Source organism: Burkholderia sp. HI2714, assembly GCF_002223085.1.
GTDB classification, from domain to species: domain Bacteria; phylum Pseudomonadota; class Gammaproteobacteria; order Burkholderiales; family Burkholderiaceae; genus Burkholderia; species Burkholderia lata_D.
This window is the reverse complement of the sequence record NZ_NKFM01000067.1, coordinates 281,793-295,183: the sequence shown is the minus strand read 5'-3', so window position 1 is coordinate 295,183 and position 13,391 is coordinate 281,793. Positions and strand designations below refer to the sequence as shown.

Here is a 13,391-nt window from a genome sequence, read left to right as displayed (position 1 = left end):
CATGTCCCCTCCGCTGCGCCATATCGAAACTTCGCCCACTCTGCCGGCTTCGGCCGACGTCGTCGTGATCGGCGGCGGCATCATCGGCGTCTTCACCGCGTACTACCTGGCCCGGCGCGGAGTGTCGGTCGCGCTGGTCGAGAAGGGGCGGATCGGCGCCGAGCAGTCGAGCCGCAACTGGGGCTGGTGCCGGCAGCAGAACCGCGATGCGCGCGAGTTGCCGATGGCAAGCAAGAGCATCGATCTGTGGGAACGATTCGCCGCCGAATCCGGCGAGGACACGGGCTTTCATCGCTGCGGGCTGCTGTATCTCAGCAATGACGAGGCCGAGCTGTCCCGCTGGGCCAGCTGGGGCGAATTCGCGAAGACCGCGGGCGTGACCACGTACATGCTAGACAGCAAGCAGGCCGCCGAACGCGGACGGGCAACCGGGCGGCAGTGGAAGGGCGGCGTGTTCTCGCCGACCGACGGCACGGCCGATCCAGGCAAGGCCGCGCCGGCCGTGGCCGCCGCGCTGATCAAGCTGGGCGGCAGTGTCCACCAGCACTGCGCGGCGCGCGGCATCGAACTGGAGGGTGGCCGCGTCGCGGGTGTCGTCACGGAGGCCGGCGTCATCAAGACGAAGACGGTCGTGATGGCCGGCGGCGCATGGGCGTCGTCGTTCTGCCGCCAGCTCGGCATCCGGTTTCCGCAAGCGTCGATCCGTCAGTCGATCCTGAGCGTGTCGCCCGTCGACACGCCGCTGCCGGATGCGATGTACACGTCCGGCGTGTCCGTCACGCGCCGCAGCGACGGACGCTACGCATTGGCGATCAGCGGCCGCGCGCGCGTGGACCTGACGCCGCAGTTCCTGCGCTTCGCGCCGCAATTCGTGCCGATGTTCGCGAAACGCTGGCGCAACCTGCTGCCGGGCGGCCTCGAAGGCGTGCGCGGCGGCCACGAAACGTTGAAGCGCTGGCGCCTCGACGCGCCGACGCCGATGGAAGCCGTGCGCATTCTCGATCCGAAGCCCGACATGCCGACGGTCGCCGAAACGTACCGCCGCGCGGCCGAACTGTTGCCCGAACTGCGCGACGCGAAGATCACGCACGCGTGGGCGGGGTTCGTCGACAGCACGCCGGACGGCGTGCCGGGCATCGGCGAAGTGCCGGGTGTGCCGGGGCTGATCCTCGCGGCGGGCTTCTCGGGGCACGGCTTCGGGATCGGGCCGGGCGCCGGGCACCTGATCGCCGATCTGGCGTCCGGTGCGCAACCTTTCGTGGACCCGGCGCCGTACCGGCCCGGCCGGTTCAGCGAGTCCGCATGGGGCAAGGTCGCCGATTTCTGATGCAACGCCGTCACATGGATGAGAGGCCGCCTGTATTCGACGCACATCGAGCCGGACCGCCCGCGCGCGGCCGGATCGGTGCGGTGAGCGTTCGCCGGTCCGACAGTGCGATGCGACAGCCTGGGAGTGCCTGATGCGTTTCAGTTCGTACTGGCTCGATACGTCGGAGCCATTCATGAGCCACTCGCCGGAGTTGCCCGACGGCAGCTGCGACGTGCTGGTGGTGGGCGGCGGGATCACGGGTTCGGCCGCCGCGCTGGCGCTGGCCAGGAAGGGCGCGCGCGTGATCGTCTGCGAGGCGGGCACCGTCGGCCAGGCGGCGTCGGGTCGCAACGGCGGCATGTGCAACAACGGCTTCGCGCAGGACTACGCGTCGCTGTCGCAACGCCTCGGCACGGAACTGGCCAACCGGCTCTATCTCGCGTTCGACGCGGGCGTCGACACGGTCGAGCGGCTCGTCAGGGAAGAGTCGATCGATTGCAATTTCGCCCGCACCGGCAAGCTGAAGCTCGCGGCGAAGCCCGAGCACTACGACAAGCTCGCGCGCAGCCAGGCATTGCTCGCGGCGAGCGTGGACCCCGACACGCGTCTGGTGACGAAGGCCGAGCTGCGCGACGAGATCGGCTCGGATCGTTATCACGGCGGGCTGCTGTTCGGCAAGAGCGCGGGGATGCATGTCGGCCGTTACGTACGCGGCCTGGCGCGCGCTGCGCAGGCGCGCGGCGCGCACATCGTCGAGCAGGCGCCGGTGCTGGAATTGAAGCGGGACACGCGCGGCACCTATGCGGCGCGGACCCCGCTCGGCGAGATCCGTGCGCGCCAGGTCCTGCTCGCGAGCGGCATTTCGCACGTCGGGCCGTTCGGCTGGATTCGCCGCAGGGTCGTGCCCGTGGGCGCCTTCATCATCGTCACCGAGCCGTTGCCGCGCGAGCTGCTCGATCGCCTGCTGCCGACGCGCCGGATGGCCACCGACACGAAGAACTTCGTCAACTTCTTCCGGACGACGCCCGACGGCCGTCTGCTGTTCGGCGGCCGCGCGCGGTTCGCGACGTCGAACCCGCGTTCGGACGAAAAGAGCGGCGCGATTCTGCGGCGTCAACTGGCCGCCGTGTTTCCCGAGCTGGCCAGCGTGCGCATCGACTATTGCTGGGGCGGAATGGTCGACATGACGGCCAACCGGCTGCCGCGCGCGGGCGAGCGGGACGGCGTTTACTACTCGATGGGCTATAGCGGCCACGGTACGCACATGGCCACGCTGATGGGCACGTTGATGGCCGAGATCATGGACGGACGCGCTGACCTCAACCCGTGGAAAGGTTTCGACTGGCCCGCGATTCCGGGTCACTTCGGCAAACCGTGGTTCCTGCCGTTCGTCGGCGCCTGGTATCGACTCAAGGACAAGCTGCAATGAATTCACCCGTTGATCATCTGCTGCAAGCCGGCCGGCTGGAGCGCTTCTTCATCGACGGCGACTGGGTGCTGCCCGACGGCGGCGAGCGGTTCGCGGTCGTCAGCCCGTCCACCGAAGACACGCTGGGCGAGATCCCGCTCGGCAGCGCGCGCGACGCGGACCGCGCGGTGCAGGCTGCGCGCAATGCGTTCGAACGCTGGTCCGCGACTTCACCGCAAGAACGCGCCGCGCTGCTCGATCGCATCCATGCGCTGATCCTGGAGCGTGCGGAGCTGTTCGCCACCGCGCTCGCGATGGAAATGGGTGCACCGATCAGCTACGCACGCGCCGCGCATGTACCGCTCGCGGCCGAACATATCCGCGTCGCACGCGACAACCTCGCGCGCTACCCGTTCGTCGAGCGGCGCGGCACGACCGCGGTCGTGCGCGAGCCGATCGGCGTGTGCGCGCTGATCACGCCGTGGAACTGGCCGATCTACCAGATCACCGCGAAGGTCGGGCCGGCGCTCGCGGCAGGCTGCACGGTGGTGCTGAAGCCGAGCGAGCTGTCGCCGCTCAGCGCGCTGCTGTTCGCGGAAGTGATCGCCGATGCGGGCGTGCCTGCCGGCGTATTCAATCTCGTGAGCGGTAGCGGCGAAACGGTGGGCGCCGCGCTGTCGTCGCACCCGGACGTCGACATGGTGTCGATCACCGGATCGACGCGCGCCGGCGTGCTCGTCGCGCAGGCGGCGGCGACGACCGTCAAGCGCGTCGCGCAGGAGCTCGGCGGCAAGTCGCCGAATATCGTGTTGCCGGATGCGGACCTGTCGCGCGCGATCCCGCCGGGCGTCGCCGCCGCGTTCCGCAACATGGGGCAATCGTGCAGCGCGCCGACCCGCATGATCGTGCCGCGCGCCGTGCTCGGCGCGGTCGAGGCGCTGGCCGTCGCGACCGCGCAAACGCTCGTGGTCGGCGATCCGTTCGACGAAGCCACCACGCACGGGCCGTTGGCCAATCGCGCGCAGTTCGGGCGGGTTGCGCAGATGATCGACGTGGGCATCGGCGAACGCGCGAAGCTGATCGCCGGCGGCCCTGGGCGGCCCGCGGGTCTCGACCGGGGCTTTTATGCGCGGCCGACGATTTTCTCCGACGTGCGCACCGACATGGCGATCGCGCAGCAGGAGATCTTCGGCCCGGTGCTCGCGATCCTGCCTTACGACACCGTCGACGAAGCGATCGCGATCGCGAACGACACGGTCTACGGGCTCGGCGCGCACGTGCAGGGCACCGACAAGGAACACGTACGCGCGGTGGCTGCCCGCATCCGGGCGGGGCAGGTGCATCTGAACTACCCGGCATGGGACCCCCAGGCGCCGTTCGGCGGGTACAAGCAGTCGGGCAACGGCCGCGAGTACGGGATCGAAGGGATGGAGGAGTATATGGAGATCAAGTCGATCGTCGGCTTTTACGACTGACACGGCGGCCGCGCGCGATCGCGCCGGCAGTACGGCTGAACCCTTTTACTTTCCGCAGGTGCCGAAATTGGAATTGGACAACCCCGTCATCCCCGACCCGTCGCTGCATGCGCATCACGCGCACTGGGCGAAGCTGCGCCGCGACCTGCATGCGCATCCCGAGTTGCGATTCGAAGAACACCGGACGGCCGACGTCGTCGCCCGCGAGCTCGAAGCGCTCGGCTATGCGGTGTCGCGCGGGCTGGGCGGCACGGGCGTCGTCGCGAGCCTGCCCGGCGCCGATCCGACCCGCGGCATCGTGCTGCGCGCCGACATGGACGCGCTGCCGATCCACGAAGCCAACGACTTCGCGCATGCATCGTGCACGCACGGGATCATGCACGCGTGCGGCCATGACGGCCATACCGTGATGTTGCTCGGCGCCGCACGCGTGCTGAAGGAACTGCCGCAGTTGCCCGGCACCGTCCATTTCGTGTTTCAGCCGGGCGAAGAGGGCGGCGCGGGCGCGCGCAGGATGATCGACGACGGGCTGTTCGAGCAATACCCGACGGAAGCGGTATTCGGCATGCACAACTGGCCCGGGTTGCCGGCCGGGCATTTCGGGTTGCGCACGGGCCCGATCATGGCCGCGGGCTCGCGCTTCAGGATCACGGTGACGGGCAAGGGTGCGCACGCGGCGCAGCCGCATCTGGGCATCGATCCGGTGCCGCTCGCGTGCTCGATGGTGCTGCAGTGTCAGACCATCGCCGCGCGGCACAAGGATCCGGTGGATCCCGCGGTCATCTCCGTCTGCATGTTCCATGCGGGCACGACGGACAACGTGATTCCGGACACCGCCGAGCTGCGCGGCACGATCCGCACGCTGTCGTCGGCATTGCAGCAGAAGCTGCAGCACGACGTGCGGCTCGCGTGCGAAGGGCTCGCGGGGGCCTATGGCGCGCAGGTCGACGTGGAATTTTTTCAGTACTACCCGGCGACGGTCAACACGCCGGCCGAGACGGCGCTGTGCGAAGCGGTGATTCGCGACACGTTCGGCGACGCGCGCGTCGACCGCGACGTGCCGCCGAACATGACGTCCGAGGACTTCGGCTTCATGCTGGAGGAGCGGCCGGGCGCGTACGTGCTGATCGGCAATGCGCAGGACGGCGCGAGCGCACCGGCGCTGCACCACCCGAAATACGACTTCAACGACGAGATCATTCCGGCCGGCGTCCGCTATTGGGTCGCGTTGGCGCAGCAGTACTTCACGCGATCGCCGTGATGCGCGAAGCCGGCATTGAAGTCGGGCCGTGGCGCACGACGACACTTTTGATTGCTTGATGAAACGGGAAAACGAGATGAACGATTCCGATACGATGCCGGCGCTTCGCTACCGGCGCTTCACCGCGGCGGACGTCCCCGCGGCCCATGCGCTTACCATCGCGCTTCGCTGGCCGTTCAGGGCGGAAGACTGGCAGTTTTCCGCGGATACGTCGACCGCGTTCGCGGCCGAGGAAAACGGCGTGGTGATCGGCACGGCGATGTGCTGGAAGTACGGTGCCGATCGCGGCGCAATCGGGCATGTCATCGTGTCCGACGCGCATCAGGGGCGAGGCATCGGCCGCAAGCTGATGGAGATGCTCATCGACGAGCTGGGGCCGCGCATCACGTTTCTGCATGCGACGCCGGCCGGCCGGCCGCTGTACGAGAAGCTCGGCTTCAACGTGTGTGGATCGCTGGGCCAATATCAGGGGAACGTGGTGCGGCCGGCCGACGTGGTTCTGCCCGAAGGCGTGCGGCTGCGGGCCGGAACGCCGGCCGACTGGCCGCGCCTCGTCGAGCTGGACGCGCGCGCGTCCGGACTCCAGCGCGATGCGCTGATGGCCGCGCTGTTCCAGCGCGGTGAAAGCGTCGTGCTCGAACGCGATGGCGAGGTGGTCGGGTTTTCGGTGCTGCGGCGCTTCGGGCGCGGCGACGTGATCGGCCCGGTGGCCGCACCGCGCGCGAGCGACGATGCGTATGCGAAGGCGCTCGTCAGCCATTGGCTGACGCAACGGGAAGGCGAATTCGTCCGCATCGACGTGCCGGACGGGACCAGTTTGCCGGACTGGCTGGCCGAACAGGGTTTGGCGCGGGTCGATACGTGTTCGAAGATGGTGCGCAACGCGCCGGCGTCGGCGCACGAAGGGCCGGCCGACCCGGCCTGCGGACAGTACGCGCTCGTCAGCCAGGCGATGCTGTAGCCCGCGGCGACGCCAGTGGGATTGGCTCGCACGCGCGGTGACCTCGGCGCGCCCGGCCCGGTTGCTCGTCGATCGTGCTGGGCCAACGGCGACCGGAACACGGGCGTGCAAGCCCGATCGCGCTTTGCCTGACGGCGCTCCCTGCTTGCCGTCAGGATGCCTGCGTGGCGGCCCGGCATTGCCGGGCCCGGGCGGCGATCGCTTTACTTCACCGGGGTAAGAACCGGCGCGCCCTTGTTCTTGAGCAGAACCACGATGAATTTCGCCGGCTTCGTGCTGCTGGCGTTTCGTCCGACCGTGTGCACATCGTCCGGTCCTTCATGGTACGTGTCGCCGGCATGGAGCGTGACCGTTTTCCCGCCGTTCAGGCCCATCACGATGCTGCCGTCGAGCACGTAGACGAATGCGTGTGCATCGTGGCGATGCACGGGATCGACGGCGCCGGGCGGATAGTCCACGGCGATCATCTCCACTTCCTTGCCCGGATACTCGGGCAACGGCTCCGTGGTCAGTTGCGTCACCGTGGCGTGGGGTGCGGCGGCGGCCGGCTGAACGGGGGCCAGGAGCGACAGCGCGAGCGGTGCAAGCGCGAGCATGAGGCGTTTCATGTCGTTACTCCAGGTTGGCCTTGTCGAGCCCGAACATCTTGTCGAACGAGCCGGGCACGACGCGGAACGCGACGTTCAGCCGGTTCCAGCAGTTGATGGCGCCCACGAGGACGGTGAGATCCGACAGCTCCTTCTCGGAATAGTGGCCCCGCACGCGTTCGTAGAGCTCGTCGGGCACGCCGTGCGACGGGATCTGCGTCAGCGCTTCGGTCCATGCGAGCGCGGCGCGCTCGCGCGGCGAGAACAGCGTCGACTCGCGCCAGATCGCGACGTGATGCAGGCGCAGTTCGCGCTCGCCGTGGATCTTTGCCATCTTGGTGTGCATGTCGACGCAGAACGCGCAGCCGTTGAGCTGCGACGCGCGAATCTCGACGAGCTCGCGGATCGGCGTCTCGATCGTCGTCTTCTGAAACAGCCCGTCGAGTTCGACGAGCTTCTTGGTCAGTTCCGGCGATTGCTGGAAGTAGTTGATACGTTGCGTCATGATCGGTTCTCCTGAAATGTGGAATCGCGACTGCCGGCCGTGCATGTGGCGCCCCACGCACGGCCTGCCTGACAACCATCGTAATCGCGGGCCACGCGGGCCAGAAGTGCCCGACAGGTGCGCATTCTGTTGCCGCTTCGGCACCAATCCATGTCGAGGGCATCGGCGCGTTCGCCGATCTCGACTCGCTGGAACGACCGGACGATCCTGCACGATGCCCGGCTCGCCAGGTGGTCGAACGTGAACGCCCCCGGCTACGCGCAGGCCATCGCGCAACTCCACGAGACGCCCGGCGGCGGAATGGCGATCGCAGCGGGAAGGCGCACGGTTCGCTACAGCGCGATGATCGTGTCGCCGCACGGCGCACCCGCGTGTTCCCCGAGCATCGCCCTGAGATCGCGTTCGATCGTGCCGCACAGCGTTGAAATGGGCACGTCGTTCGCGCCGCCCTCGAACGGGTTCTCGGTGCTCTCGCCGACCTGGTCGAGCGAGGTGTACATCCACGACACCGCGACACTGCACGGCACCACCAGCCAGACCATGTAGCCGTGCATGAAACCGCTCACGCCGTCGTTCAGCCGGTTGAATTCGTTCAGTAGACCGAACGGCAAAGACAGGCAAAAGAATCGGACGAACAGCGAGCTGACGGTCGCGTACTGGCGCGGATACGGGAAATTCTTGAAACGCTCCGCGCGCGACTGGAGGTCGGTGAAATCCCCGATCGTCTTGTGCAGGTCCATGTAGAAGCTCGTTTCGAGGCGGCCGGCCGTGTGCAGCATCGTGAGCGTGCGGCGTTGCAGGCCCAGCACGAACGTCGTGATCGACGCGGACGCGCACGCCTGTGCCGCTTCGGACGGCGACAGGTATGCCGGGAGCAGCTCCCGGATGTCCTTTTCCCACTCCGGAACGCGATAGAACCGGCGGTATTCCGCGTTGTAGCGCTTGTTCGTGCTTTCCCAGACGCGCGGGCGGCGCAAGTCGTAGCGCAGCGCGGTGAGCCACGCAAGGTGGCGATAGACCAGGGTTCGCGCGATCTCTTCGTCGCCGACGAAGTCCTGCACGATTTGGCCCCAGCGACGGCTCTTGCCGAGGATGCCGGTCCAGATGTCCAGCGCGTCCGCGGCGCGGTTGTACGTCTGGACATTCTTGAAGCCGACGATGAACGACGTTGCGGTGCCGAGGAGCGCCACGATCGTCAGCGGGATCGACAAGCATCTGACCGAAAAGAACGTGTACAGGACGACCGGGACGGTCCCGAAAACGAGGAGCTCGTAAACTTTCCAGCGCGTCCAGATCAGGAATTCCGCCAGCTTGTAGGATTTTCCGAGATGCATGTCTTTGGCCTCATCGAGGACTCAGCGTGTCGCGAAACGCGCAGCGGGGGCGGCCAGGCACGAGGCGACGGCGGCGAAGGCAGGGGCGCACCGCGCGGCGGCGCCCGACGCGTGTCGGGTCAGTCGACGACGGTCACGACATTCACGGCGCCTTGCCTGGCCATCTTGGCGTACGGGCACAGGCGCTCCGCGGCGCGAACCCGCTCCTCGGCGATGCTTCGCTCGACGCCGCGCATCCGGACGCGAACCTCGAAGATCAACGCATGACCGCCGTCCATCGGATCACGGCCGAACGAAACCCGGACCTCCACGACGGTCTCGGCCGGCGCCGTGCCGGCGCGTTGTTCGAGCAGGTTCAGCGCGCCGTGAAAGCACGCGGCGTAGCCGGCGGCGAGCAGCTGTTCGGGATTGGTGCCGCCGCCCGGGCCGCCGAGTTCGGCGGGCAAGCGCAGATCGAGGGCGAGGTTGCCGTCGTCGGATCGAACGACGCCCGACGCGCGGCCGTGTCCCGTCTCGCCGCCGGTCACGGTGACGCTCGTCGTATAGAGCGGCTGAAACGCCTCGCCCCGATACCGGTCGAGGAGGGAAAGCGCAGGGGCCTTGAGCTTCTTGTCGTCCATGATGCGTGCTCGAGTTCGGCGCCGCTTCGATTCCCGGTCAGTCGTGCGTCGAAGCTGTTGCGAACGGGGGCGGCGCGGCCCCGGGCAGATATCGTCGCCAGGGACGCGTGGCGCGCACGATCGCACGAGCCCTGCGGCGATCTTCCGGTGCGGCACGATCCCTGGCGGGCTTACGGGAAAACGGCTCCATGCTAGAGGAGCACGATCGGCGGCGGTATGGCCGTCCCGGGCGAATCAATGTTTCCCTTCGGGCACCAATCGGGATCGTGACGCGGCGCCCGGCCGTTGCGCGCCGCGCGTCAGCGGTCCAGGCAGGCGCGCAGCGTTCGCGCGTGACGTTGCGCTTCGTCCGCGTCGACGATGTTCGCGAACCCGATGACGAGGCCGCGCGGCGTTTGCCGCGTGTGGCTGTTCGTGTACCAGATCGACAGCGGCAGGACCGCCAGGCCGGCGACGCGCGCGCGGGCTGCGACGGCGACGTCGTCGACCGGTCCGTCGGGCCCGTCGGTGAACTGCACCGCGAACTGGATGCCGCCCGCCGGCAATTCGACGATCAGCCGCTCGCCGAACGCCTGCCGCAGCGCGTGCACGATCAGCATGCGGCGCTCGACGTACAGCGCGCGCATCCGCTTCAGGTGCCGCGCAAAATGACCCTGTTCGATGAAATCGGCGAGGGCGGCCTGGAGGAGGGGCGGCGAACCGGCATTCATGCTGCATGCCACGCGCTCGACCCGCTCCACCGCGCGCTCGGGCACGACCGCGTAGGCGAGCCGCAGGCCGGGATACATCGCCTTGCTGAAGGTGCTGCAATAGATCACGTGATCGCGTCGGTCAAGGCTCTTCAGCGCCGGCAGCGGGCGGCCGAGATAACGAAACTCGCTGTCGTAGTCGTCCTCGATGATCCACCCCGACGTCCTGGCGGCCCAGTCCAGCAGCGCGATGCGGCGGGACAGCGACAGCGTATGCCCGAGCGGGCTCTGATGCGACGGCGTCACCAGGGCGAAGCGGGCTTGCGGGTCCAGTTGCATGCCGCGCGCGACGTCGATCCCTTCGTCGTCCACCGGCACGGGGACGAGTTGCACGCCGGTCTCGGACAGGAAGCCGCGGGCGAGCAGATAGCCGGGATCCTCGAACCACACGCGGTCGTTCGCCCGGGCGAGGCTGCGCAGCATCAGTTCCAGCGTGGCGCGGTAGCCGCCGGTGACGAAGACCTGGTCCGGCACGCAGGTGACGCCGCGCGACAGCGTCAGATAGGTGGCGATGTGTTCGCGCAGCGGCCGGTAGCCGGCCGGATTCGGATAGCCGAGCAGCGCGCGTTCGCCACTGCGCGCGCGCAGCGACACGAGCCGGTGCCAGACCTTGCGCGGAAACGCGTCGAGCGCCGGGAGCCCGGGTTGCAGCGGGCTCGGCTCGCCGCTCAGCGCGACGGCGATCGGTTGCGGGCGCCGCGGCGGCAGGACGTCGGCGGGCGGGATCGACGGGGCCGGCGGGGCCGACGCCCGAGGCGGGCCCGCCTGTTCGCCGGGCCGGTTCGTCGGTGCGCCGGTGCGCGGAGGCGACGTGCGGGTCAGCGAGATCGGCAGGGACGGCGAGACGAACGTGCCTGCCGCGCCGCGCATTTGCAGATAGCCCTCGTCAACCAGGATCGTGTACGCCTGTTCGACGGTGCCGCGCGCCGTGTTCAGTTGCGTCGCCAGGCCGCGCAGCGCGGGTACGCGGTCGCCGGGGCGCAGGTGGCCGGCGGTGATCGCGGCCCTGAACCGCTCGCAGATCTGCAGATAGAGCGGCAACTGGTGCTGCCGGTCGATTTCGATGGTCAGCGGAAGGGTGGGCGTGGACATCACGGCCTCTCTGGTAATGAGCGCAGGGACAGGATCGGATCCCGCTTGGACTAGTCCGATCGCCGATTCTTGGCACTGATGGATAGGACATGATTCTTCCACAATTGCGTCACGCGATGCGACGGTCGTGACCGCCTTCTCCGGATCCGGCGCCCGTCACGCCCTGTCGCATTCCAGTCAAATCCATTCGTCAGGAGATTGTGCGATGAAGATCGTTGTCATCGGTGGTTCGGGCCTGATCGGCTCGCGTGTCGTCACGTTGCTCGCCGAAGCGGGTCATCAGGCGCTGGCCGCCTCGCCGCGCACCGGCGTCAATACCGTCACGGGAGAGGGGCTGACCGATGCATTGACGGACGCGGATGTCGTGGTGGACGTGACGAACGCGCCGTCGTGGGAGCCGCAGGCGGTACTGGACTTCTTCCGCACGTCGGCACGCAATCTCGGCAAGGCCGAAGTGGCCGCGGGCGTGCGCCATCACGTCGCGCTGTCGATCGTCGGCTGCGACCGGATGCCGGAGAACGGCTATTTCCTGGCCAAGGTCGCGCAGGAACAGGCGATCGAAGCGGCGGGCGTGCCGTACACGATCGTGCGCGCGACGCAATTCATGGAATTCATCGGCGGCATCGCGGACTTCAGCACGCAGGACGGCACGGTCCGCATCGGCGACGGCCTGTTTCAGCCGATCGCCGCGGAAGACGTGTCGGCGCTCGTCGCGCAGATCGCGCTTGCCGGGCCGCAGAACGGCACGGTCGAGATCGCGGGCCCGGATCGCGCGCCGTTCGCGCAGATCGTCGCGCGCTACCTGAAGTCGGTCGGCGATCCGCGCGCGGTGGTGACCGATCGCGAGGCCCGCTACTACGGCGGCCGCGTCGAGGAAACCTCGCTGGTGCCGCTCGGGAATGCGCGACTCGGCCGCATCGGCCTCGACCAGTGGCTGGCACGAGGCTGATTCGCGTTCGCACGTGTGACGGTTCGCGGGCACCCGCGGAGAGCGGGCAATCGGGATGATTGGCATGGGGGCAGCGGGAAATGAATCATTCGGAACCATCGGAGTACAGCGTGCGGCGCGACCTGGCCGGTCGTGCCGATGCCCTGTCGGCGAGCTTTGGTGCGAGCTATGCGGGCATCCTGGCATTCGTTGCCGTGGCGAGCGAGGGAAGCTTCACCAAGGCCGCCGAACGGCTAGGCGTCGGGCGGCCGGCCGTGAGCCGGAACGTCCAGAAGCTGGAGGCCCAGTTGAGCACGCGGCTGTTCCAGCGCACCACGCGCACGACCGAGCTGACGTGCGAGGGCCGGCGATTCTTCGAGAACTGCCATCAGGGCGTGGCGCAGATCGTGGAAGCCATGAACGACATGCTCGAGTTGCGGCAGGGGCCGCCGCGCGGCCTCATTCGCATCAGCTCGGCCGTGGGATTCGGCAGGAAGGTCGTGGCGCCGCTGCTGGCAAAATTCGCGGACGCGTACCCGGACATCGTCATCGACCTGCTGCTCGACGACCGGCCGATCGACCTGGTGTCCGAACGGATCGACGTGTCGTTCCGCAACGGGCGCATCGAGGATTCCAGCATCATCGCCCGCCAGTTGATTCCGATGCAGATGGCGCTCTGCGCGGCGCCGTCGTACGTGGCGAGGCACGGGCTGCCGCAGAGCCTGGAAGACCTCGACCGGCACGCGTGCATCAATTTCAGGTTCGCGAGCGGACGCCTGTTCGAATGGGAGTTCAATGTCGACGGCCGCCCGCGGAAGTACCTGCCGACCTCGCGCCTCACGTTCAACGACACGGACCTGGTATTGCGCGCGGTGCTGAACGGAGCGGGGATCGCGCAGATGGCCGGCTACCAGATTCGCGACCATCTCGCGTCGAACGAACTCGTCGTCGCGCTGGCGAAGCATGTGCCGGATGATCGCGGCCACTACATCTGCTATTTGAGCCGGCAACACCTGCCGACGCGCATCCGCATCTTCGTCGATTTCATGACCGAGCAGATTCGCGCGCTCGACCTGAACTGCATGACGCAGTTCAACCGGGATCTCACGGTTGCTTCATCGACGGGATGGGCTGCTTGACGAATTCGTGAACGAAGACGTCG

12 protein-coding genes are annotated in these 13,391 nt (G+C 68.0%); 7 read left to right on the top strand and 5 right to left on the bottom strand.

The annotated features are described in order from the left end of the window. Window position 1: 1 nt before the first annotated feature. The 5 genes from CFB82_RS37975 to CFB82_RS37955 all read left to right on the top strand — a co-directional run bounded on the left by CFB82_RS37975 (window position 2) and on the right by CFB82_RS37955 (window position 6,414). Window positions 2-1,327, top strand: a complete 1,326-nt coding sequence (locus CFB82_RS37975) for an NAD(P)/FAD-dependent oxidoreductase (RefSeq protein ID WP_089487419.1) — start codon at window positions 2-4, stop codon at window positions 1,325-1,327. Between the two features lie 133 nt (window positions 1,328-1,460). Beyond that, a complete protein-coding gene (locus tag CFB82_RS37970; RefSeq protein ID WP_089487418.1) occupies window positions 1,461-2,738 on the top strand; it encodes an NAD(P)/FAD-dependent oxidoreductase in 1,278 nt (425 codons plus the stop codon). Next, window positions 2,735-4,192 carry an aldehyde dehydrogenase family protein gene (locus CFB82_RS37965; protein ID WP_089487417.1) on the top strand — a complete coding sequence of 486 codons (1,458 nt, stop codon included), beginning with the start codon at window positions 2,735-2,737 and terminating at the stop codon, window positions 4,190-4,192. Before CFB82_RS37970 ends, CFB82_RS37965 begins: the two co-directional genes overlap by 4 nt. 73 nt (window positions 4,193-4,265) lie before the next feature. Beyond that, a complete protein-coding gene (locus CFB82_RS37960) occupies window positions 4,266-5,453 on the top strand; it encodes a M20 aminoacylase family protein (protein ID WP_089487416.1) in 1,188 nt (395 codons plus the stop codon). 58 nt (window positions 5,454-5,511) lie between these two features. After that, complete coding sequence (locus CFB82_RS37955) at window positions 5,512-6,414, top strand: GNAT family N-acetyltransferase (RefSeq protein ID WP_089487415.1); 903 nt, start codon at window positions 5,512-5,514, stop codon at window positions 6,412-6,414. Between the two features lie 203 nt (window positions 6,415-6,617). On the opposite strand, the gene CFB82_RS37950 is transcribed toward CFB82_RS37955, so the two are convergent. The 5 genes from CFB82_RS37950 to pdxR all read right to left on the bottom strand — a co-directional run bounded on the left by CFB82_RS37950 (window position 6,618) and on the right by pdxR (window position 11,301). Continuing rightward, on the bottom strand, window positions 6,618-7,022 hold the full coding sequence (locus CFB82_RS37950; protein ID WP_089487414.1) for a cupin domain-containing protein: 405 nt from the start codon (window positions 7,020-7,022) through the stop codon (window positions 6,618-6,620). Between the two features lie 4 nt (window positions 7,023-7,026). Further along, entirely contained in the window at window positions 7,027-7,506 is a 480-nt protein-coding gene (locus CFB82_RS37945; RefSeq protein ID WP_069250092.1) for a carboxymuconolactone decarboxylase family protein, read from the bottom strand. A 332-nt stretch (window positions 7,507-7,838) separates the two neighbouring features. After that, window positions 7,839-8,840, bottom strand: a complete 1,002-nt coding sequence (locus CFB82_RS37940; RefSeq protein WP_089449225.1) for a bestrophin family protein — start codon at window positions 8,838-8,840, stop codon at window positions 7,839-7,841. Window positions 8,841-8,959: 119 nt separating this feature from the next. Beyond that, window positions 8,960-9,460 (bottom strand): Ohr family peroxiredoxin, encoded by a 501-nt coding sequence (locus tag CFB82_RS37935; RefSeq protein WP_089487413.1) that lies wholly within the window; start codon window positions 9,458-9,460, stop codon window positions 8,960-8,962. Between the two features lie 299 nt (window positions 9,461-9,759). Then, the gene (gene pdxR, locus CFB82_RS37930; protein ID WP_089487412.1) at window positions 9,760-11,301 is read right to left on the bottom strand and encodes a MocR-like pyridoxine biosynthesis transcription factor PdxR; all 1,542 of its coding nucleotides are present in this window, start codon (window positions 11,299-11,301) and stop codon (window positions 9,760-9,762) included. Window positions 11,302-11,506: 205 nt separating this feature from the next. Between pdxR and CFB82_RS37925 the strand changes: the two genes are divergently transcribed. Next, window positions 11,507-12,250 (top strand): SDR family oxidoreductase, encoded by a 744-nt coding sequence (locus tag CFB82_RS37925; RefSeq protein ID WP_089487411.1) that lies wholly within the window; start codon window positions 11,507-11,509, stop codon window positions 12,248-12,250. Between the two features lie 80 nt (window positions 12,251-12,330). Then, window positions 12,331-13,368, top strand: a complete 1,038-nt coding sequence (locus CFB82_RS37920; RefSeq protein ID WP_089487410.1) for a LysR family transcriptional regulator — start codon at window positions 12,331-12,333, stop codon at window positions 13,366-13,368. The last annotated feature ends 23 nt before the right edge of the window (window positions 13,369-13,391 follow it).